Source organism: Anaerolinea thermophila UNI-1 (assembly GCF_000199675.1).
Lineage (GTDB): Bacteria > Chloroflexota > Anaerolineae > Anaerolineales > Anaerolineaceae > Anaerolinea > Anaerolinea thermophila.
Map to the genome: position 1 here is coordinate 2,642,375 of NC_014960.1, position 21,147 is coordinate 2,663,521.

General features: G+C 62.7%; 26 protein-coding genes. 2 read left to right on the top strand and 24 right to left on the bottom strand.

What is annotated here, in order from left to right; all coding sequences use genetic code 11:
* Window positions 1-3: 3 nt before the first annotated feature.
* Together ANT_RS11975 and ANT_RS11980 are read left to right on the top strand one after the other, a co-directional pair.
* Complete coding sequence (locus tag ANT_RS11975; protein ID WP_013560533.1) at window positions 4-240, top strand: DUF4160 domain-containing protein; 237 nt, start codon at window positions 4-6, stop codon at window positions 238-240.
* Complete coding sequence (locus ANT_RS11980; RefSeq protein ID WP_013560534.1) at window positions 221-520, top strand: DUF2442 domain-containing protein; 300 nt, start codon at window positions 221-223, stop codon at window positions 518-520. Before ANT_RS11975 ends, ANT_RS11980 begins: the two co-directional genes overlap by 20 nt.
* Here ANT_RS11980 and ANT_RS16575 read toward each other — a convergent pair whose 3' ends face one another.
* From ANT_RS16575 to ANT_RS12095, 24 genes are all read right to left on the bottom strand, one after another.
* Window positions 521-1,318, bottom strand: a complete 798-nt coding sequence (locus tag ANT_RS16575) for an N-acetylmuramoyl-L-alanine amidase (protein ID WP_013560786.1) — start codon at window positions 1,316-1,318, stop codon at window positions 521-523.
* The gene (locus ANT_RS11990; RefSeq protein ID WP_013560787.1) at window positions 1,319-2,341 is read right to left on the bottom strand and encodes a CAP domain-containing protein; all 1,023 of its coding nucleotides are present in this window, start codon (window positions 2,339-2,341) and stop codon (window positions 1,319-1,321) included. It lies immediately after the preceding gene.
* A gap of 136 nt (window positions 2,342-2,477) precedes the next feature.
* Window positions 2,478-3,278: a hypothetical protein gene (locus tag ANT_RS11995; protein WP_231854278.1), complete on the bottom strand. Its 801-nt coding sequence runs from the start codon at window positions 3,276-3,278 to the stop codon at window positions 2,478-2,480.
* Window positions 3,279-3,445: 167 nt separating this feature from the next.
* Window positions 3,446-4,369 (bottom strand): hypothetical protein, encoded by a 924-nt coding sequence (locus ANT_RS12000; protein WP_013560791.1) that lies wholly within the window; start codon window positions 4,367-4,369, stop codon window positions 3,446-3,448.
* Window positions 4,366-4,956 (bottom strand): ClpP family protease, encoded by a 591-nt coding sequence (locus ANT_RS12005; protein WP_013560792.1) that lies wholly within the window; start codon window positions 4,954-4,956, stop codon window positions 4,366-4,368. Before ANT_RS12005 ends, ANT_RS12000 begins: the two co-directional genes overlap by 4 nt.
* Window positions 4,953-6,188: a TadA family conjugal transfer-associated ATPase gene (locus ANT_RS12010; protein ID WP_013560793.1), complete on the bottom strand. Its 1,236-nt coding sequence runs from the start codon at window positions 6,186-6,188 to the stop codon at window positions 4,953-4,955. The genes ANT_RS12005 and ANT_RS12010 overlap by 4 nt, the downstream gene beginning before the upstream one ends.
* Window positions 6,185-7,486, bottom strand: a complete 1,302-nt coding sequence (locus ANT_RS12015) for a CpaE/TadZ family protein (RefSeq protein WP_013560794.1) — start codon at window positions 7,484-7,486, stop codon at window positions 6,185-6,187. The genes ANT_RS12010 and ANT_RS12015 overlap by 4 nt, the downstream gene beginning before the upstream one ends.
* Window positions 7,487-7,499: 13 nt before the next feature.
* The gene (gene cpaB, locus ANT_RS16580; protein WP_013560544.1) at window positions 7,500-8,372 is read right to left on the bottom strand and encodes a Flp pilus assembly protein CpaB; all 873 of its coding nucleotides are present in this window, start codon (window positions 8,370-8,372) and stop codon (window positions 7,500-7,502) included.
* Window positions 8,369-8,569, bottom strand: a complete 201-nt coding sequence (locus ANT_RS12025; protein WP_013560795.1) for a hypothetical protein — start codon at window positions 8,567-8,569, stop codon at window positions 8,369-8,371. The genes cpaB and ANT_RS12025 overlap by 4 nt, the downstream gene beginning before the upstream one ends.
* A gap of 1 nt (window position 8,570) precedes the next feature.
* Window positions 8,571-8,888, bottom strand: coding sequence for a hypothetical protein (locus tag ANT_RS12030; protein ID WP_013560796.1), 318 nt, complete (start codon window positions 8,886-8,888; stop codon window positions 8,571-8,573).
* Window positions 8,885-9,028, bottom strand: a complete 144-nt coding sequence (locus ANT_RS17590; RefSeq protein WP_013560797.1) for a hypothetical protein — start codon at window positions 9,026-9,028, stop codon at window positions 8,885-8,887. The genes ANT_RS12030 and ANT_RS17590 overlap by 4 nt, the downstream gene beginning before the upstream one ends.
* Window positions 9,025-12,486 (bottom strand): serine-rich protein, encoded by a 3,462-nt coding sequence (locus tag ANT_RS12035; RefSeq protein ID WP_013560798.1) that lies wholly within the window; start codon window positions 12,484-12,486, stop codon window positions 9,025-9,027. Before ANT_RS12035 ends, ANT_RS17590 begins: the two co-directional genes overlap by 4 nt.
* Window positions 12,483-13,022 (bottom strand): hypothetical protein, encoded by a 540-nt coding sequence (locus ANT_RS12040; protein WP_013560799.1) that lies wholly within the window; start codon window positions 13,020-13,022, stop codon window positions 12,483-12,485. The genes ANT_RS12035 and ANT_RS12040 overlap by 4 nt, the downstream gene beginning before the upstream one ends.
* Window positions 13,023-13,030: 8 nt before the next feature.
* Window positions 13,031-13,645: a hypothetical protein gene (locus ANT_RS17140; RefSeq protein ID WP_231854280.1), complete on the bottom strand. Its 615-nt coding sequence runs from the start codon at window positions 13,643-13,645 to the stop codon at window positions 13,031-13,033.
* A gap of 320 nt (window positions 13,646-13,965) precedes the next feature.
* Window positions 13,966-14,685 carry a YdgH/BhsA/McbA family protein gene (locus ANT_RS12050; protein WP_041455022.1) on the bottom strand — a complete coding sequence of 240 codons (720 nt, stop codon included), beginning with the start codon at window positions 14,683-14,685 and terminating at the stop codon, window positions 13,966-13,968.
* 186 nt (window positions 14,686-14,871) lie between these two features.
* Window positions 14,872-16,872 (bottom strand): WD40 repeat domain-containing protein, encoded by a 2,001-nt coding sequence (locus ANT_RS12055; RefSeq protein WP_013560802.1) that lies wholly within the window; start codon window positions 16,870-16,872, stop codon window positions 14,872-14,874.
* Window positions 16,869-17,207, bottom strand: a complete 339-nt coding sequence (locus ANT_RS12060) for a type II toxin-antitoxin system PemK/MazF family toxin (protein ID WP_013560803.1) — start codon at window positions 17,205-17,207, stop codon at window positions 16,869-16,871. The genes ANT_RS12055 and ANT_RS12060 overlap by 4 nt, the downstream gene beginning before the upstream one ends.
* Window positions 17,194-17,439 (bottom strand): hypothetical protein, encoded by a 246-nt coding sequence (locus tag ANT_RS12065; RefSeq protein ID WP_013560804.1) that lies wholly within the window; start codon window positions 17,437-17,439, stop codon window positions 17,194-17,196. Before ANT_RS12065 ends, ANT_RS12060 begins: the two co-directional genes overlap by 14 nt.
* 63 nt (window positions 17,440-17,502) lie before the next feature.
* Complete coding sequence (locus ANT_RS12070; RefSeq protein WP_197534062.1) at window positions 17,503-18,273, bottom strand: hypothetical protein; 771 nt, start codon at window positions 18,271-18,273, stop codon at window positions 17,503-17,505.
* Window positions 18,274-18,453: 180 nt separating this feature from the next.
* Window positions 18,454-19,074 carry a hypothetical protein gene (locus ANT_RS12075; protein ID WP_013560806.1) on the bottom strand — a complete coding sequence of 207 codons (621 nt, stop codon included), beginning with the start codon at window positions 19,072-19,074 and terminating at the stop codon, window positions 18,454-18,456.
* 18 nt (window positions 19,075-19,092) lie between these two features.
* Entirely contained in the window at window positions 19,093-19,296 is a 204-nt protein-coding gene (locus tag ANT_RS12080; RefSeq protein WP_013560807.1) for a hypothetical protein, read from the bottom strand.
* Between the two features lie 12 nt (window positions 19,297-19,308).
* Complete coding sequence (locus ANT_RS12085) at window positions 19,309-19,764, bottom strand: hypothetical protein (protein ID WP_013560808.1); 456 nt, start codon at window positions 19,762-19,764, stop codon at window positions 19,309-19,311.
* Window positions 19,765-19,787: 23 nt separating this feature from the next.
* On the bottom strand, window positions 19,788-20,666 hold the full coding sequence (locus ANT_RS12090) for a tyrosine-type recombinase/integrase (protein WP_013560809.1): 879 nt from the start codon (window positions 20,664-20,666) through the stop codon (window positions 19,788-19,790).
* On the bottom strand, window positions 20,663-21,145 hold the full coding sequence (locus ANT_RS12095; protein WP_013560810.1) for a hypothetical protein: 483 nt from the start codon (window positions 21,143-21,145) through the stop codon (window positions 20,663-20,665). Before ANT_RS12095 ends, ANT_RS12090 begins: the two co-directional genes overlap by 4 nt.
* Window positions 21,146-21,147: the final 2 nt, after the last annotated feature.

Below are 21,147 nucleotides of genomic sequence, written 5' to 3' on the forward strand. Positions count from 1 at the left end.
CCCATGCCTACCGTTCTGGTTATTGGCCCTTATCGCTTCTTTTTCGTTTCTCTGGATTACGGTGAACCGCCTCATATCCATGTGCAACGGGAAAAGTTTGTCGCTAAATTCTGGCTGGATCCGGTCCAACTGGAAAAATCCGGTGGGTTCAAAGCACAGGAACTTAACCAGATTGGTAAACTGGTTCAGGAAAACCAGACGTATCTCTTGGAGCGTTGGTATGAGCACTTTGGTCAATGAAATCCAGCAGGCACGTGCCCAGTCCGTTCGGATTACTGAAGATATGCTCGTCGTGGAACTGACCGACGGACGTGTTATCAGCGTCCCGCTCGCCTGGTACCCCAGACTGTGGTATGGTAGCGAGAGCGAGCGCGCTCATTTCGAGATTATCGGCGAAGGGGAGTACATCCATTGGCCAGAACTGGACGAGGATTTGAGTGTAAGCGGAATTCTTAAGGGACGCCGTTCCCTTGAAAACCCAGAATCCCTCAAGAAATGGCTGGCAAAACGCCAGAAATAATCATCCACCCCACCACCCCCACCAGAAAGCCCACATAGCCCGGCATGCTGCGTTCGCGGCGCACCAGCCACCACAGCAGGTACACTCCAACCGTCCCCAGCCACGCCGCCAGGTACAGGCGCGGGTCAACCAGCGCCAGCCGAACGCCATCCCGTAGTCCTCGTACACCGCTCCCCGCCAGTCCTGCGGCACTTTGCCGCGGTTCACCAGTTCAATCCCGATACTGCGGCTCTCCGGTCTACCGTCCCCGCACAGAAACGCCGGGCAGGACGATACACAGCCTTCCACCCCGCAGGCGACATGGTACGCCACCGCCCGCTCCGGGACTAACTGATACACCGTCCCGTCCCGATCTACCACGTAATGCGCGCTCACCCGGCTCTGCGGGTCGCGCAGGTGCGCCAGGGCTGCGGGCAATTCGCCCTCCGTGGCATGCACCACCACCGCCTGCGGACGGTTCTCCCCGCCGTGATTGCAGGACGCCGCCACCACCGCCCCGGCGTAGTCCGGCGTGAAAGCCGCCGCCCCACCCTTTCGACATCCCTCCAGATAGGTCTGGAGGTTGTCCGGCACAGCAGTGGGTGTGGGCATGGGTGTCGCCGTTGGCACAGCCATCGGGGTGGCGGTCGGTTCAAACACCGCCGCCGTCAGCAGGGGTGTGGGGGTCGGAGAGGGCAGGGCTTGCGCCGCTGCCGCTCCCTGGGGGACGTGCACCAGCCCCCACACCCCGCCTACCAGCAGGATCAGCCCTGCCAGGAAGGTGACAAACTTCACCGGTGAGACAATTTCCACCTGCATTTACCGCACCTGCATCGTCACCGCCTGCTTCGGCGTTGGCGCCGTCTGAAACAGCCCGTGCGCCTCCCGTCCGTCCTTCAGCCGCACCGTAAAGGCGTACCAGTTCCCCGCCTGCAGCGGTTGGCGTGGCACCAGCAACACGGCTCCCTGCGCCCATAACGCCGCGCGCCCCTCCCTCTGCACTTCCGGATTGGGGTGGGTGTAGGTCGCGGCGGTGAGGACGCAATGCTCCAGCACCTCACTCCCGCGGTTCAGCGTGCTCCACTCCACCTCTACCTCGCCCTCACCGAAGGCCGCTATCAGCACGGTGCCGCTCGGGGCAGTGTAGCCCGGGCAGGACGTCAGCGGGTCGGGGATGCCCCGCCCGTCGTAGGTCAGGTACTCCACCGTCTTTCCCCAGCCCGGGAACACCCAGGGGGTCACGCTCTGCCCGGAATCCAGCCCGTGAAAGACGTCCAGCGCCGCCGCCGAGAAGACCCCGCCCCAGATATCCGCATGGCGGTAACTGCCAAAGCCCACCTCCACCAATCGCGGATCCAGCGCGTACAGCGCATGGAACGGCGAGACCAACAGCGCGTCCACCATCTGCTCGTCCGAGGGGTACACTTCTGCTCCCAGGCTCACCACCCCCGCCTGCCCGCAGAAGTCGCCCTCTGCGGTGTAATTCGGCAGTTGGGGGTCTTCCACATGCCCGAGCAGGGCGTTCTGCGCCGTGTAGCGCGCATGCGCCCGACAGCCCGCGTGCAGTTGCGGATTTCCCTGCACCACCGGCACTCCCGCCAGCCTCCGCCACGCATTCAGCCGGTTGAGGGCTGCCTGCGGGTCGTAGGGCGGGATTACCACGCTGTTCGGCTGGAGCACCAGCGGCAGGAAGACGCGGTACGTCTGCCCCTGGCCTGCCTGCGGCTGCAGAAAGACCAACAGCACGCTCACCGGTTCCAGTCCCGTCCCCTGCCGCACCGTGCTCTGGTAGCCAGCCGCGCGGATGACAAACTCATACGCCTCCAGCCGCGGCACCACCATGACAAAGGCTTGTCTGTTAGGGTCGTACGCTCACCCACACTTCCACCGTCGGCAGGCTCTGCGCCCGAATCGGGGACACTCCCGCCACCAGCAGGGAGAAAAGCGCAACCAGGAAAAGAACTCGCCTGCCCATCCTCTAGCCCTCCAGGAAGACGGTCAATATCGGGTTCAGCGCCGCAAACAGCAGCAGCGCCACGAACGGCACGAAGAAGAACAGCGCCACCACCAGCACCAGGCGGGAGTCCAGTTTCTCCACCTCGCTTTGCAGTTTGGCGCGGTACTCCTGTCCCAGGGCGCGGGCAATTTCGCTCATCAGCGCCGCCCCTGCCACGCCCTTGCTGGCGACCAGGTCTAACTGACTGCCAAAGGCGTGCAGGGCGGGAATGCCGCTGGCGCCCATCGCCTCGACCAGCGTCCCGGAGATAGGCTTGCGCGAGAACAACGGCCTGCCCGTCCCGCGGCTCATCTCCACCGCTTCCCGCAGGAGCGTTGAGAGCGGTCCCGGAATCGCCGCCGCCCGCGCTACCGCCACGTCCGGAGCGGTGCCTGCCGCCAGTTCTGCGGCAATCAGCGCCGCCGTCTCCGGCAGGGTGCGGAACACCCGCTTGCGTACCGTGTTCGCCTTTGACCGCAGCCGCACCAGCGGGTAGGCGAACGCCATCACCGGCACCAGCAGACTCAGCGGCGCCGGGTTGACCATCACCACCAGCAAGCCTGCTCCAGCAAACAGCAAACTCTGGAACACCACCCCGCCGAGCGACTGCCCGACGTACTGCCCGCCCCGCTGCGCCCAGCGCAGGTGATCTTCCCACGTTTTCACCGAAAGCAGTTTGCCCGCCACCGCTTCGCCGATTGTTTCCTGCTTCGTCTTCTTCTCCGTGCGTTCGGCGTAGTATTCGCTCAAAGCTTTGGCGGCTCTGCCTCCGCCCACCTTCACGTTCTGCGCCACGCCCCACACCAGCAGGGCCAGGGACAGTGGGATGAGAATCTGCGCCGCTTCCATCCCTCACCTCCGCTCCATGAAGAAGTCCCGCAGCACCTCAAAGGTGTAGCCCAGGGCAAAGCCAATCGAAAGCCCCAGCACCAGGAATCTCACCGCTTCGCTCATTCCATCACCTCCCGAATCATGTCGCCGATCACGTTCCACCCCAAGGCCGCCCACGCCAGGGCAAGCAGCAGTCCCAACTGCACCGCCGGGGTGTTGAACAGCCCTCCGCCCGCGCCGCTTGACATGGCCACCACCAGCGAGCCGCCCAGGGCCAGCAAAATCACCCGCACCGTCCCCCAGGCGCCGTCCGCCTTCGCGGCTGCCATGGCGCGCCCTTCCAGGATGGATGCCAGGTTGTCGCTGGCCAACCGGAAGGCTTCCACGTACCCGCTCCCGCCGGTCTCCCACAGGCGTTCCAGTTCCATCACCGCCAGCATGAGGGACGGGGAGATGGCTGCGGCTTCTTCGCGCATCTCCTCCAGCCCTTTGCGCCCGCCGGTCTGCATGGCGGTAAGCAGGCGTTTCATCCACGCCTGCAGCGGTCCCGCCGGATCCAGCGAGGCGGTGACGTCCGCTACCGCCTCCGGGACGTTGGGCGTGGCTTGGATGGTCGCGCTCATGCGCAGCAGAAACGTGGGCAGTTCCTTCTCCAGCGCCATGCGCATTTTGCTCCACGCGCCGTTCACCTGCCCGCTCACCACCACCCAGCCCAGCACCGGCGCCAGCAGGTACAGCGGCAGGGGCACGCCCAGGAACATGAGCGCCAGCAGCGCCGCCAGCGCGACGACCACCATCCCGCCGTAGTAGTACGCCTTCTCTTTGCCCACCACGTTCAGCCGGTACTGCACCCCCGCCAGGCGCACTTTGTGTTCCAGCGACCCCGTGCGGATGGGCTTTTCTTCCTGCGGGGTGAGCGGCTGGTAGTAGTCCGCCAGGGTCTTCGCTGCCCGTCCGCGGTTTTTCGCCACCGCTTCCAGGGCATAGTACGCCAGCGCCGCAAGCGACACGGCCATGAGAAGTTGCGCCAGTGTGTGGGTCATTTTTCCTCCACGTACATTCTCTCGTTGTGTCTCTCGTCCTTGATGAAAATCGTCGTCAGGGATACCTGCGAGGGGATGATCTCCGTCACAATCTCATCCACCAACCGGTATTCCCTGGCCTGTTCGGGCAGCAGCGTCAGGGCGTGGAACAGGTCCCGCTCCACTTTTTCCAGCGCTTGCCCGGTTGACTCGGCCAGCACGCGGCAGATATTGCGCTGGTCGGTCTCCATCTCGCCGACGATTTCCCGTAACTGTTCAGTGGTGTAAACGCCCCTCTCCAACGGCGTTCGAATGCCGTGCAGCAAAAACCGCGTCTGCGGCGCTGCCAGACGCCGCTTTCCGGCGCAGTACACCACGACCCCAATCGAATCCACCTGCCCGACGTTGTACGTCCACACCTCGATGGGCAGTCCGCGCAGCAGGGCGTAGAGCGTCAGACCGTAGGATACCGTGCCTCCGGGCGTGGAAAGCAGCAGGTGCACCCGCTCCGTCCCGTCCAGTACAGCGTTCTGCAAGAGGTTCACCAAAAGCCCAAAACTCTCGCCGTTCACCGGCGCAAAGAACTGCACCCAGCGCTCCCGCTTCATCCTGCACCTCCTCTCCGGCGGCTAATCTCCGCCATCTGCGACTCTCCCGCCTGGTAAAGTTTACGGAAGGTGACGTTGCCCGCTTTCAACTCCGGGTTCACCTCCCACACCCCCAGCACCTGCCGCCGCCCGTCCTTCCAGCCCACCTGCACCACCAGGTCTACCGCCATGGCAAACATCTCCTTGGCGGCTTCAATGCGCACCTGCGCGTCCGCCCACATCAACACCCCCAGGCGGTGGATGGCGGCTTCCGGCCCTTCGGCGTGCAGGGTGGACAACCCCGGATGATCGCTCATCTGCGCCCGGAACAGCGACAGCGCCGCCGTCCCCGTGCGCACTTCGCCCACCATCAGCCAGTTCGGCGCCATGCGCATGGCGTCATCTACCCCATCGGAGAGTGAATAGCCAGGCACGTCGCTCCCCACCACCTGCGGTCGGGCTTCCAGCGTCACCACGTTGGGGTGCGGCAGCCAGATTTCCTCCGGGTCTTCAATCTTCACAATGCGCGCCTCTTTCGGTATTCCATGCGCCAATGCCGAAAGGAAGGTCGTTTTACCGGTCGCCGTCCCGCCGATCACCAGCACGCGCAAACCGCCCGCCACCGCTTCCAGCAGACCATCCATCACCGCCTGCGGGCAGGCGCCCCAGGCGATGATCTGCTCCGGCGGCACGGGGCGCGGCTCGAACAGGCGGATGTTCACCGCCGGATACCCCAGCCCCGGCGCCAGTACGGGATGGACAATCTTCACCCGCGCCCCGCCCATGCCTTCCATGCGCGGCAGTTTGGCGTCCACCGAGGGTTGGGCTTCCGAAATCGCCCGCCCAATCGGCGCCAGCAAGGCTTCCACGCTGCGCCACACCTCATCCAGCCCAGGCTGGCGGTTGTATTTTTCGAAAAAGCGTTCCCCCTTGCGCAGAATCCAGAGCGTCCCGTCCGGGTTGAGGGTGATCTCGCTCAGATCCGTCCTCGCCGGGGGCAGGAGTTCATCGAACGCCCCCAGTCCGCCAATGCGCGCCGCTACCGTCTTGGCCAGCGCGGACTGCAACTGCGGGGTCAGCGAGACCCCCAACCGCGTTGCCGCGCTGGATACAGCCGCCTGCGCCCGCGCCTGCAACTGCTGCCGGTCACGCAGGACCGCCAGCGGCAGGTTCTTCAAGTCCCCGGACGCCAGTTCCACAATCCGCGCTTCCTGCTCCGGGGTGGTTTGTGCCATCAATTCCAGCCAACTCATACCTTCACCCTCACCCCGAAAATCTCAAAAGACTTCTTCCCGTTGCTGCCGTTCTGCGGCGCCTGCGCCCCCTGCGGCGAGAACAGCGCATCCGCCAGCGGTTTCACCCCCCGCGCAAAGCCGTCGCTCACGTTCAACGGCAGTTTGCGCCCGTCCTGCGCTTCGCCGACCTTCGGTTCGTCCGGGATTTGCGCCACCACCGGCGGGAAGGGTCTGCCCAGCAGAGCAGAAGCGGCTTTGTGCCACTCGTCCGCACCCATGCGTGCGCCGGTGCGGTTCAACGCCACGTACACCCCCGCCGCGGGAATGTGGTGTTCACCTGCCAGCCGCTCCACCACCGTGCGGTAGGCTTCCACCGTGCGCATCACCCCTTCCAGCGAGGGACGCGCCACCAGCACCAGGGTGTTAGCCGCCGCCAGCGCCGCACTGGCTAATGCCGTCGGCGGGGCGTCCAGAACAATCACCGCATACCCCATGTAGGCGGCTGTCAGCACCAGTTTGGGAATGCTCTCCGGGGCATCCAGCGGGGTGGTAATCGCCCGCGCTTCCGAGAGCACATCCGGGAAGCCTGCCAGCACGTCCAGCGTGTCCACCTTCTGCAGCGCCAGTTTCAGCCCTTCCGCCGTGGGATTGGCCCGCCAGTGGTTCAGGTTGGGTTCGGGCTTCAAGCCCAGAATCAGCGGCAGGTCATCCGGCGCGCCCATGCCCACCAGCAGGGTGGGCAGTCCCCGCCGCGCGGCTTCGTACGCCAGGTTGGTGGCGATGGTGGTCTTGCCCACGCCGCCCGCCTGGTTCCACACCGCCACCACCCGCAAGCCCAGCGGCGCGCCTCCGGCTCCCATGCCGCTCTGCGGGCGGTTCCACAGCGCCTCCATACCGGCGCTCATGCGCGCCTGCCGCTGCGCCTGTGCCGCGGCGTACATCTCCCCGGCCATCCCCACCAGGTTCATCTCCCCCTTGTACACGCCCTTCACGCAGGGGATTTGCGCCACGCTGTCCATGGCTTCCCGCGAGGCTTCCATGGGCAGCAGCACGTATGCCGCGCCGTGGTAGCGCGTCAGGTCCTCTAACAACGGCTGCGGGCCCGGGTAAATCCCTGCGTCCAGCACCAGTACATCCGGGCTGGTCACCAGTTTGCTCTTCAAGTCCTGCGGGTCGCTGGCCTGCATGGCTACCCGGAAGCGCGCATCCGCCGCCAGCGCCGTGTACCAGGCTTGCAGGCGCGGGATGGACCCCGCCAGCAAGACCGTCACCGCATCTGCCGCCTGCTGCAAATTCATACCTGGATGGTTCCACATGGCTGCACCTCCCTCAGGGTTTCTTCGTGGGTTCAGGAGTAGAGACCGCTTCCGCATCCTGCGCAGGCGCCGCGCCGGTCGGGGTGGGCGTCAGGGTCGCCCCGGGTGTGACCGCAATCCCCTGCAGAGAAAGCCCGCTGGTGATCACCTCGCCGTTTGCCTTCTCCGGCTCCAGCACCAGCCCAAACTGCGCTCCCTGCGCCGAGAGCGCCGGAAGCAGATCCACCAGATACACCGGCAGGGTTTCGTTCATCGCCCCCAGCAAACTGAAGTCGTACACCACGCTCTTCGCCTCCACCGGCACCGCCAGCACCACCAGCCCTTTTGCCGTTCCGCCCGTGTCCACCGCTCCGCCGGTGGATGACCCACCGCCGAACAGTCCACCGCCCGCGGCAGGCGTGCCCTGCGGCGCAGGGGCTTCCTCACGGCGGAAGGCGGGATCAATCCACAGCACCCGCAGACCGCCTGCAATGTACTTGGCAAAGGTCTGCTGGCTGGCGTTCACGATCACCGTCACCCCCACCCGGTCGCCGGGTTTGAGCAGTCCCGCCAACCCCTGCGCGGCAGTGACCGAAAGCGCCACGGCGCGCTCGTTGGGCCGCAGTTCCAGCGTCTCTCCGCCCAGGTGGACGGGCAGTACCGGGTCTCCGGCGCTGCGCGCCACCCGCAGCCGCTGCCCCACCAGGCTCTGCGGGTCGCTCACCGCCCCCTCCGGCGCCAGGCTTTTGGGCAGTTCCTTCGCCGTCAGGTCGCCCTCCGTCAGTACCCGTCCTTCGGGCAGATCGCCCGCTGCCACCACCACACTCACCTGCGGCTCGGGCTGGTTCAGCGCCAGCGCCACCGCAAACACGACTATCGCCAGTACAAGAGGTATAAACTTCTTCATGCTTTCTCCTTTTCGCTTGTGTATTTTTGTTTCTGTACGGCCAGCCATGCGGCTACGTCGGAGATTTCTCTCATGCCGTAGTCCAGCAGTTTCCAGTCTCCCTGCGGTTCGCGCTCCAGAATGAGCACGAACACCTCATCGAACAGCCGCCGTTCCCGCAGTCGCTCCAGCAGGTGCGTCAGTTCTTCTTCGCCCATTTCACGGTCTCCTCGTCCATGTGGGTTGTGGGGTCGGCATCTCCACCGTGCGCACCGGCGGGATGTCCAGCTGCGGCGTGGGCGTAGACCGTCCCTCCACCGTCTCCGTGACCTCCCGGGTTGGGTCAGCGGTCGGGCTGGGCGTCCAGGTCGCCACCCCGTTCCACCATCCGGGGGTGCGCGTTGCCGTGGCGGGCTGCGTCTTCAGGCTCACCGGCTGCGGATCCACCGGTCTGTCTGCACCGGACAGTTCTCCCGCCAGCAGTCCCACCAGCAGGACTCCCGCCAGCAAAAGAAAGACCACGATCGGTTTGTTCATTTCCAGCCTCCGGCATTGAAGACAACCCAGACGACATACGCCACGGACAGCAGCAGAGTGAGAACAACCCAGATGAAACACGCCGTGGAGAGCGTCAGGGTCTCGAATGTTGTTTGTTTATCGGTTCTCCAATCGCTCATAACGTAATCCTCCCCAGTTTTGCGGCAATCTCTTCATCCGTCGGTTCGGGAGCCACCACCGCCAGCGGTCGGAACAGGAACGGCTGCTGCATTTCCCGCTCAAAGGCATACGGGAAGCGCCCCAGGAACATGCCGATCTGCAAGTCCGCCAGAAACCGCCGCCAGGGCTCATCCACGAAGCCCTTCTCACTGCGCGCAATCCCGCTCAGGACAATGTCCTTGTCTTTGGGGTTCTTCAGGAAACCCACCACCAGGTTGTTGCAGGAAGAGATAATGTCCTGCGGGATCAGGCTCGGCGCCTGCGTGATGACGTGCAGGCGTGCTTTGTACTTGCGCGCATCCCGGAACATGTCCCCGAAGCGCTGGCTCAAACTCACTCCGCCGCTCTCGTCGTCTCCGCCTCCGGCGTCCACCCCGGCAAAAATCTTGTTGGCTTCTTCGAAGAAAATCTGCAAAATCGGCTCGTCTGTGTTCACCTCATGCACCCGCCGCGCCACCATGTCCGTGTACAGGTGCCAGCCTGCCCAGCCCAGCAGGAACGCCTTGCCGAAGTCGTCCAGGAACATCCCGCCCTCGATGATCGCCACCCCCCACGGCTTGGCAAGGTCTTCCATCGGCACGCAGTCGGGCCCGGCGGAAAACTGCGCCGCCGCCGCTCCCTGCACCAGCGCGTTCATGCGGTACAGAATCCCCTCCAGCACGCCCGTCAGCATGGTGTCCCGCGGGTTGACCCGCGAGAGTTTCTCCTCCACCTGCCGGTACAGCGTGCTCAAATCCACCCGGCTCGAACGGTACACCGCCAGCCGCTGCCGCTGCGTCAGGCTCAATTCTCCCAGCGGCGTCCCGGCAGGCGCTTCCGCCACCTCCACCTCATCCGCCTGGACGAAACCCCACTGCGCATCTCCGCGCACCTCGCGGTCGTCCACCAGCACCCCGGCTTGCAGGTACACCGCCCGCAGGGCGTCCAGCAGTTCCTGCTTCTGCCGCTTCACACCCAGCCGTGCCACGCTTCCGAAGATGTCCGCAAACGCCCGCCACTGCGTCTCCGGGTTGATGTTCCTCCCGATTTGCAGCGGGTTCCAGCGCAGCGGGCGCGCCGCGGTCGGCCACAACTGCCGGATGTCCACGTGCCCCTCCAGTCCCGGGGCGTTCAGCAGACTGCGCCAGCCTGCGCCGAAGTCCAGCACCACCGTGCGCAAATGCCACTTCAGGGTGGTCTCATAGGCAAGGCGCATCGCCGCCACGCTCTTCCCGTAGCCGGTATCCGCGGCAAACATGGTGTGGAACAGGCGCTCCGCGTCCAGCCGCACCTGCGCCCGGGTCAGGTCGCGGGTCAGCGGGCTGTACTGGTGTCCCAGCACCACGTCCCCGGGCATGTTCGGGTAGAAGGTCAGCCCTTTCGGGGTGGGCGCAATCGTCACCACCGCCGTACTCTCCTCCACCAGTCCAGGCGCGGTGTAGGCTGCCAGCTGCCCTGCCGTGAGCAGTGTGCCGTACTTCGTCCACAGCACCCCGCCGAACGGGTCGTTCGGGTCGGCTTCCGCATACGGCAGGAACGCCAGGGCGTGCTCCCGCACGCGCGGGTCGTCCGCCCGCACCGTCAGGACGGGGGTGGGTACGGTCGTGCCGTGAAATGCCTGACTGGCCAGCGTCTCCCCGGCACGCGCGCCTTCCTCCGTGTCCACCAGCAGCAGCGCGTCCGTCATGAAGCCGCCCTCTGCCGCCGCCTGGTTGACCAGCCCCTCGAACTGCCGCAGGATTTCGGTCAGGCGGTCGGCTACGTCGTCCTCCAGCTGCCACGAACGTCCCACGTTCACCCCCGGCACCAGCCCGGTGGAGAAGCCGCCGGTAAACGCCTGCCCGGTCATGCGGGATACCCCCTGCGCCGCGCTCTCGCCTTCGGCGTAACTGCGCCCGTACTGCTCGCTGGTGGTGTCGGTCGTGCCCCATGATTCGCTCCTGCCCGTTGTGTGCGCCCACATGCGCGACTGAGACCACGATTCGCTGCCGCCCACCGTGGTGGTTTCGACATGCGATCCACCCACGCTGTCGGCAGTGCCGTGCGTTTCGGCGTGTCCGCTCATCGTGGTGGTGCTGGAGAAACTGCTCCCCCCGCTCATCCACGACTGGCTGGCTCCCGCGCTCCATCCGCTCGAGTCGGCCGTCCCCTGCGTACTGCTCACCGCCACCCCTTCAGAGGTCCCGCTGGAGACGCTCTGGCTGCTCGACTGCGTTCCCGAATAGCCCTCGCTGACCCCGGAACTCCACCCGCCGCCCACGCCCAGAATTTTGGCGTCTGCCGAGTAATTCGTGCTCATGCTTGCCGAATGGGACAGACTTTCTCCCGTCGAGGTGCTCACCCCGGAAGAGGTGCCGTGCGAGAGGGTCGTCCCGCTCCCGGCGCTTTCCGTGTGGCTTCCCGAGACCCCGCTGGAAATGCTCCCCCCGCTTGACCAGGAACTGCCGCTGCCTACCGAGGTCGAGGTGGCGCTGGAATCGGTGGTGGCGTGACTCTCGGTGTGCGACCAGGACTGTCCCTCCGAGACCGATTTCGCCCACGACGTGCCCACGCTGTGCGTCTCCGAACCGCCGTTCGTCCAGGCTTCGCTCTTGCCCACGCTGTGGCTGTCCGAGTGCGCCTGCCCCCAGCCGTGCGACGTCCCCTGTGCGGTTGAGTGCGCCACCGCGCTCGAACCGCCCTGTCCGCCCGATACCGCCTGCCCCAGCGCCGCCATGAGGGGAATGCCCAGCGAGAAGCCGATGTTCACACTTCCCCGCCGCCGACTGGCAAACTGGCTCGCTACCCGCGCCACTTCCACCAGCGCCCGCGAGAGGCGCTTGCGGTCTACGTGCTCTGCCGCCACCTGGAAGACGAAATCCTGCCGCAGTTTTGCCAGCCCGCGAAACAGAATTTCGTTCTGTTCCTCCGCCAGGTCGTCTTCGGCGTAGTCCGGCAGGTTGCCGTCCGCTCCCAGTCCGCGCTTGCTGGCGCGCGGGTCGGGATGTCCCAGCAGTGCCAGCACGTTGCGTGCCCGCCGCGTGACGAACTCCAGATACCACTCGATCCAGCGCAGATCGGGCGGTCGGGTCTGCGACTGCGGGAAGTTTGCCAGGGCTGCCTGCACTGCCGCCGCGCCTTCCAGCGCCAGTGACGCCGCTGTCTCCCGGCTTTCCCCTTCTCCCGCCGCCCCGTACAGCTGCACGATCCCCACATGCTCCGGGTGAAATATTCCCAGCGCCGTGTACAGGTAATCCACCCCCGCGTTGTACACGCCCCGCAGCGCCGCCCACTGTCTGCCCAGCGTGTCGGTGTCCCGCGCCACGTCATACGGCACGCTGGCTAACTCACGGAAGGCGACGCAGCGGTAGCGTTCCCCTTCCGGCGTCTCCAGCCGGAACCAGGCGTACCGCAGTACGCCCTCTTCGATATGCAGTCCGTTGTCCAGCACTCTGATCATGGCTTCCCCCGTGAACGAAAGTGGTAGATGATCTCATCTGCGTCCTGCTGCACCGGCGGGTGTACCAGCAGTCCCTGCGCCAGCAGTGCCAGATACCCCAGCGGCAGCAGGTACAGCGCAATCGAGGCGATGGCGTTGAGATAGGCCTGCCCCTGAAGCAGTGCCGGGGCGCTCAGGGCGGGCAGAAGCCACTCGCGGTAGGCGGCAAAGCCCAGACCTGTCAGGGCGTACAGCCCCAGCCCCCGCACCAGCATCCAGTGCGTGTTTTGCGGGTTGAACCGCTCCAGCCGCACGGCGAGCAGCCCGGCGAGGGTCATCACCAGCAGGAACAGCGCCACCGGGAAGGGCGCCAGCAGCCCTGCCAGCAGCGCCAGCACTGCCACCCCCAGCGTCCAGCGCTGCTGACTCACCGGTGCACGCAGGACGGCATACCCCAGCGCGCCTGCCAGCCCCACCTGCCACAGGTGCTCCACCAGCAGCCACACCAGCGCCAGCAATCCGTTTGCAATCCAAACGAACGGCGTGTACCACTCCATGCCCCACCTCACGGCTCCGGCGCCAGCAGTCGGCTTTCCAGCAGATAGACCTTGATCGGGTTGGGCAGCACCTTCGTGGTGCATTTGCCATCTGACTGGCAGGCGGTCACGTGCACGGTGTAGTCGCCCGGATCCCACGGGCGGAAAAAGCGGCAGTCCAGTTCGGCGTTCGGGGTGTTGATGCCGCTTGTCCCATACGTCCAGGCACAGTGAGCATACGGGTGAAGAGGATCGTCCGGGCGCTCCGGGTACTGCGGGTACTCACCCAGCACGTGCGCACCCGGATAGCGCTGTCCCAGCGTGTACACGATCCAGTCCCGCGATTCTTCCGTGAGTTCCACCCACACGGTCAGGCTGGTGATATTCGCCTGTCCGCTCCCGCAGGCGGTATCTGCCCCACCGTGGGCTTTGATGTCGTTGATGGTCATCCCCAACGCCTCACCGTAGGGCGGCTGCTCCTGCCGCCACGGCACCGGGTACGGCGGATCCACCGTGTAGGTGTCGTCTATCGTCGGGGGGGCGTATGAGGGCGTGCAGCCTCCACCACCAGTGGAACCGTAGCAGCAATCTACATACGCCCAAACTTGATTTTCCTTCCACACTCCATTCACGCAGTCTGGCAAATGAGCCTGCGTCCGCCCGTTGTAAATCCGCGTTTCATACGGCCACCCCATCCAATCAGTTACGTTGCAGTTTCCGGATGACGGGTTACACCGATAAGGCTGAGTAGCATACGTGGGTCCATTGCAACGTGTAACGTACTTAATCCCACCCGTAAAGTCGCAGCATTTGCCTGTGCCACACCATTTATCGGATGGACGATCACACGTCTGTGCCACGGCGCACTGTGCCTGCGGGAACAGGGCAATACCGACGGCTATCAGCAGCCCCATGAGGGTAATCTGCCAGAATTTACTGAACACGAAACGCCAGTTGATGGTCATCATTCACCTCCAGGTAAATCCACTTTATCAAAGCCCGGCATTGTGTTTTTCTCGGTTGACGGGATCCAGTACCAGGCTAAAGCCCAACCCTCTGGAATGGGGTAATTAACTCCAACTATTCCCAGTTCAACAACGCGATCCAGGTTGTAAGTTTCCTGCATGAAACGCCCAACCTGACAGAATGTACTCTCTCCACACTTTTGCCAATCAATTCCAGTCCGACTAACGAAATCTCCCTGAACTCGTGGAAAAATCAAACGTCCTCTTTCGAGAATGCGATTGTCGTCCAGATAGCGGAAGTACGATTCCCGGTCTGTCGGAAACTCATCGTAGGCTGGAAAGAGATAGGGCGTGTAGGTATTCCCGTCCCATACTCCGAGGACGAGAGGATAAAAAACAACACTAGCGTTTCGTTCATAAACCCAGAGAACATCCAATGTCCACTTTCCGGCAGTCATTTGACCGGTTTCTCCCGTAGATACCGTCATTGCGACAAAGTAATTCCCTTCAGGCGGTTCGTAATAACGGCTTGGAAAAGTATCTGATGGTAATTGATTGACTAAACTGGTTCGGATATCAGGTGAAACTGTTGGGTAATACCGCACCTCTTCGGTCGGCGTAGGCGTTGGGCGGGGTGCGGCAGTCGGCGTTGGTGTGGCGCGCAGCGAACACCCTGCCAGAAGCACCAGCGCAAGCATGAACACAATCGTTTTTCGCATCTTCACCTCCGTTTATCACTGGCGTTAACGAAAAGAACCCACACCCGAAAGGTGTGGGCGCTTTTTCAAAGCGGAGACCACCCGTACAACCGGGCTATGGGTTCACGTCTACCCAAAAGCATACCAAAAAATTACGCCGGGCGCAAATGAACCCGGCGTAAGATCACCCCGAAAAAGACCTTACAATCACCTTACAGGCGCATCTTCCGGAACCACTGCCCAGATACGGATGAAGCCGTCTGCCTGGGTGGCAAAGAACCGCCCGTTTGGAGAAAACATGAAACTCGAGAAGGGATACCCGCCATCCAGTAAAGGCAACACATACACAGGATCGCTTTTTCCTGCATTCAGGAAATTGTTCAGGTCTAAAAAACGAATACCCGGGATTCTCCACCAATACAGATTGTCCACAATTAGATTGGCACGTTCCGAAACAATGGCTTGACTACCCCTGCCATACCCACCTAATGGCAACTCGACTCGACTGGTTGTGTTATCTGATAAATTAACCACCAAACCCTTGAACATTCCAAACAGGAACAACCTCTGTCCTTCTCTGTCAAGGGTGTGAAAGTAGTAATCAGAATAAGAGAGTTTTTTGAATGCGCCTTTGTTCCCCAGCAGAACATGGTAAAGATTATCCTGCACATACCCAACGCTGACAAATTCATGACTTACCGAAAACCTGGCAATTGTGCCTGGTGAAGAAAACACCTGCTTGCCGTTTTTCAAGTCAAAAACAGCAAAACCGCGAGGAGGATACTCGCTTTTAACTTGCATAAACCAAGAGATAACCGCAAAGTCGTTGAGAATTGTCACGCCGTTATCCAACCAACTGCCAATAGCATATCCTGCGGGTACTCTAAATTCAACCGCAACTTCTTTGTTCTTTAGCAATTGCCACCCGTTTTCGGATTGGAGCAAGGTATAGCAATTCAGATGTTCATCAACGGCAACACATTCTTTGGGACGATACCTCACAGTCCCATCGTCTTCGACGCTGAATAATTCCCCAATCTCTCCTTCAATCTCTCCTTCCGTCTTCCACGAGAACTCCCGCATCTTCTCGTCATCGAACCAGAGAAAGCCGTCCGGGGCGTCCTCATCCATCAGCCACTTCCCGCTGGCAATATCCACAAGGATCGCCTTCGCCTTGACAACAATCAGCACCTGTTCACCAGCGGGTGCGAATTGCACCTGCGGCAGGGTGTACCGATCCAGCACCTCCCACCCGCTGACCTGCCGCACCAGTTTACGGGTTTCCACCTGGTACACATCCACCCGCCCGGCGCGCACCACTGCCGCCAGTGTGCCGTCCGGCGAGAAGACCAGCCCGCAGGTGTCCTCACCGCACCACGGCAGGGTCTCTCTGGGCAGGCGCTTCTCCCAGCCCTGTCCCAACTCCGCTACCGGATACAGCCGCACGGAAGCATCGAACACCGTCGCCAGGTACTTCCCGTCCGGGGAAAACTGCGCTCCCATACCGCGCACCGTATCCACCAGACTGCCGTCTTCTACCCGGTACACGTCCACCCTGTCCGGCTCCACCACCTGCCCTCTCGGACGCTGCACCGCCAGCAGGGAACCGTCGGGAGAGAGCGCCACCGCATTCAGCGCCCAGGCATCTCCCGCTTCCAGCGCAAACTCCCGCACCTTCTGCCCGTCCTGACGCCACACCGTCAGGGTGTCCCCGGCCCGGGTGAGGATAAAGCGTCCATCCGGGCTCATGTCGAACGCCCGCAGGAACTCCACCTCGAACCCGCCGTTTTTTGCCTGGGTGCGGGCATCGTAGAACTCGATCCCGGCGGTCGTTCCCACCACGATCGTCTTCCCGTCTGCGGTCAGGCGGTAAGGGTTCTCGTCCAGCAGACGCGGGTAGCCGTAGCGGGCAATCTCGCGCAGACGGTGGACGTTCTCCGCCGTGATGACCTCATAGGGCAGATCGGGAACCGGCGTCCCGTTGGTCACCGGCAGGGAAATCAGCATTGGGGTTGGTGTAGCGGTCGGCGTGGGAGACCCCGTTGCGGTTGCCGTTGGCAAGAATGTTGCGGTTGGGGTTGGCGTAGCAGACGCCGCTGCGGTCGCTGTGAGGGTCACGGTTGACGTTAGCCCAGCGTTATCAACCACCTGCGGAGCGCAAGCAGTCAGCAGAGTGAGAAAAAGAGCAAAGAGAATCGCGTTTTTCATGCCTCAACTACCAGTTGAATACTTTGAACAATTTTCTCCATGTCTTCGGGAGACAGTCTCCCAATTTTTCGCACAAGGCGCATGGTCGAAACCGAACGCACCTGAAAACAATCCGCTGCCGAGTCTTTGTCCAGCCCGTTGCTGGATGCGGCTTTTATCTGCACCATCCACGGCGCCACACTGTAACGCTCTTTCCAGTCGGTCAGCGGAACGATCACCCGCAAGGGCAGAACACCCACCAGGTCACTGGAAACGATCACCGCCGGACGAGATTTGCGCATCTCCGCTCCCAGGGTTGGGTCGAGATTGACCAGCCAGACTTCACCGCGTTTCATCCCAATCCTCTCCATCCAGCGCCGTGAAAGCGGTCAATTCAGGGTCGTTCTGGTAATCCTCCTGCAGGATTTGGGCAGCCATCTCCATCTGACGGCGCTGACGCTCCCGCAGAGCAAGGCGGATCAATTCTCGCGCCACCTCGGAAATGGATTTGCCCTCTTCGTGGGCGATTTGACTCAACTGTTCGTGCTGTTGTTTTTCGAGAATAATTTGCGCTCTATACAGGTTCATGACACACCTCACCGCGTTTATTTTATACATATCTTTTTAGTGTGTCAAGTAGGTGTGTGTTAATCACCACTTCTCCAGCCAGAACCGGCTCAAATCGCCCGCCTTTGCCTGCTGTGCCAGCGTGCGCAAATCGGTGGCGCGTCCGGGAATGCCCATGTCCTTCAACCTCCGCACCATCCAGTGCCGTGTGGTCGGTGTGGGTACGATCAGATTTGCCTGCCGCATTCTCGCCCATTTATCGGGGTTATCACGTGAGCGGGTTTCCACCTCGCAGTAGTAGAACCACCCCTCAGGGTCGGTCACTTTCAGGTCGGGCTGAAACCAGGGCGTTTCCTGCGGGTCGAACGGCATAACCTCTGCCTTCCACCCCCGCAGTCGTGCCTGGTAGGCAGCAAATAGCACCGCTCCCCCGTGTACCACCTGTTCCTCGCCGCGGTGCAGGCGAATGATTTTCTCCCAGTCGCTTTCCACCGGCTCAACCCCCAGCGCCCGGCACAGGTCTTTGCCGTAGTCGGTTAATTGCAAAACATTCATCGTAAAAAAACCACCCAGACCGGAAAGCCGAACCGAAAATTGATCCACCATCTTGTGGGACACCTGCTCATCCGCCAGCGCGCCATAAACGACATTGCGCAGGGAATTTGCGCGCATTTCAACCCCGGTTTTTTGAGATAGCAACAGCAGCAAATCCAGCGCAGTGGAAACGCCCGTTTCTCCCAGCGTCTTCACCGCCATGATGACGCGCGGCCAGAACTGACTGTTCCACCGCCATGCAATCCACTGATGTCCTCGTGGCAAAGTGCTTGCTTTTTTGGCTCTGCTAATTCTGTTCATCCCTTCCAGCATACGAATATTTACTCTTGCCCGCAAGGAAACTTACAAATCTGCAAAGTGGGGCTACTGTCCCACTCGTAAAAACTGGTGATTCAGGCCAGCCCCCCTATCCCTTTCCCCCCTCTCTCCCCGCCTTTCCGGCGGTTTGCGCGCCATCGGGCAGTGCTGACCCTGCCGCCTCTAGCCTGCGGGATAGATCACTGTTCCCGTGTTGAGGATGACCGCCGTCTGGCACTCGCCGCCAAACGATGTCCATCCATCTCGCATCTCCACCCAGCGCCCGGCTTCCTCAACCGCAAAACGCCCGCGCCTCACCACCTCATGCAAATCCGCCGCTCCTTCCATGAGACGAGTCTGCATGACCAGATTTTGAAAGGTTTCATCACCCACCGCAACGGTCTTGACCATCCTCTCATACTTCATCGTCCAGCCCTCCACGCTGCGTTCGTGTTGGGACACCTCCACCCGATAACACCGCTTTACCCTCTCCACCACATCGCAAACGAAAAATAATACCGGTTCGGTTTTTCCCAATCTTTCTCCCCAGATCTGTTCGGCTTCCTCAAGCAATTTCCACGCCAGGCTTTGCGCATCCCACTCCTTTGCCCGGATCTCCAAACGAAACATCAACGCCTCCAGTTCTCCCTCCAGTCCCGCATATCCCACATGAAGCACCACCACCCGTTCGAAAACAAAAACCTTCCTCGAACGATCCGACACAATCTCACATCCGCGCATCTTTCGACTATCGGCGATAATGACCATGCCCTGGGGGTGCATCACAATCAGTCCCGCGCTCATCTGTCAGCCTCACTCGCCTCAATGCGTTTCCGCCTCAGGCCCTACCACCTCGCTGACCGTTACCACCCACCGCTCTACCCGTTCGGGCGCGCTCTCCTGACGATGAACCACCAACGTCACCTCAAACTTCGTCGCCAGACGCGCCAGCACCTGGGCTGCCGTCTCCGGCTCCTCTTTCACAAAATGACGCATCAACTCCAGCAACTCATCCCAGTTTTCCATTTCGCACCTCCCTCACGGCTCCACCTTGCGGATTTCCTGGTCAAACAGCAGGTAGAGCAGAATATCCACGCTCAACTGGAGCAGGATACCCGGCTCCTCGTCCACCACCGCCCCCGGCGGGAGCAGTTCCACCGCCACGGCGTCCTTGCCGGGCATGGAGAGAATGTCTGCCACGTACCAGCCCGCAACCTCTTCCAGAGTCAGTTCCGTTGGCGCGGCAGGACGCACCCGGATCACCTGCTCCACAGGGAGCAGGAAGCCGTTGTCCAGAATCACCGCCGGAAGGTCGTACTCCCCCTGCTCACGGAGAATCACATCCCGCACCGTGCGCTCGGCGGCCTTTTCCAGCAGCCACTCGATCAGGCACACCGGCGGTAAATCCTGCACCTGCATCATCACGCAGCCGTGCTCCGGGCAGCGTTCAAAGTCGTTCAGGTTGTAGTCGTGTCTGCGAAAGGCGTAACTCATCGTACCTCCACCGAACAAATGTTTTACCCCTCCAGCACCTGTAGCGCCCGCTCCAAATCCCGTTCCCCAGGCGTCACGTACACCCGCGTGGTGTTCAAACTGCTGTGACCCAGCAGCGCCGCCACTTCATGCAGCCCGACCCCGGCATCCACCAGGTTCTTGGCCAGCGTGTGCCGCAGCGTATGCGGGTGCACTTCCACCCCCGCCCGGCGTCCCATCTCCACCAGCCGACGGTACGCTCCCGAGGGCGTCAGGTCAAACACGCTCCCCTCACCGTCCCCCCGCTCCTCCCGCCAGGCGTTCAGTGCCCGCCGCACTTCGACGTTGAGCGGCACCTTGCGGCTTTTATTTCCCTTGCCCCCGCGCACCACGACCCAGCCCGATCGCTCGCCGATCTGCACGTCCTCTACCGTCAAGGCGCACGCTTCGGCAATCCGCAGCCCGGTATTGAGCAAGAACACCACCAGCGCCCGGTCCCGCACGGCCAGCCTGCGCCGCGTCGGGGTGTCCGCCGCACTCACCGCCCGCTCCGCTTCCCGCAGCAAGCGGTACTGCTCCTGTTTCGCCAGCCATCCCGGGGAGAGCGTTTCTTCCCGCGGTAACTTCACCCGCGCCGTCGGGTCCCGGTCTATTCGCTCCGTCTCCACCCCCCAGCGGCAGTACGCCCGCAGTGCCATCAGGTGGCGGCGCACGGTTGCCGCACCTGCCCGCTTCACCGCTTGCAGCCACCCGCGGTACTCTCGCACATCCGCAGGCGTCACCTCCTCCACCCCCAGCGCCTTGCCGTTCGTCTGCTCAAACCACGCCGCAAAGGCGCGCAGATCTGCCATGTACCCCCGCACCGTCACCGGCGAGCGGTCTTGCTCCTGTAGCCACACCTCAAACTGCTCCAAATCGCTCATCGCTTCGCCTCCAGCCTCAGCCCTTCCCCGGGCCGATTGGTCACCGCCCCGCTCACCCCCCAAAGCCGCACCCAATCTGCCAGATCATCGGCGCTCCCCAACAGCCACAGCAGCGCCGCGCTCAGCGCCAACCGCACCGGCGCTACCACCGCCAGCAGCAGCCCCACCAGCACCGGCAGCATCAGCGGCGCCAGCACGATCCGCCGGTACGTCCCCACTTCCACCGGCTCAAGCACCCAGAACCTGAACCATCCCGCCTTGACGCTCCCTGCGCTCACCCCCTGCGTCAGCGCCGCCCACAGGTGCAGCCCTTCGTGCATCACAAAACCCACCAGCACCGCCGCCCCCTGCGTCAGCAGGAAGCCCAGCAAAAAGCCGGGATCATACCCCCACGGCGCTAGCAGCCGCCACACTCCCAGCACCACCAGCCCGATCACCAGCCCGTAGGCCGCATACCAGCGCCAGTCTCGCAAGTTCAAGG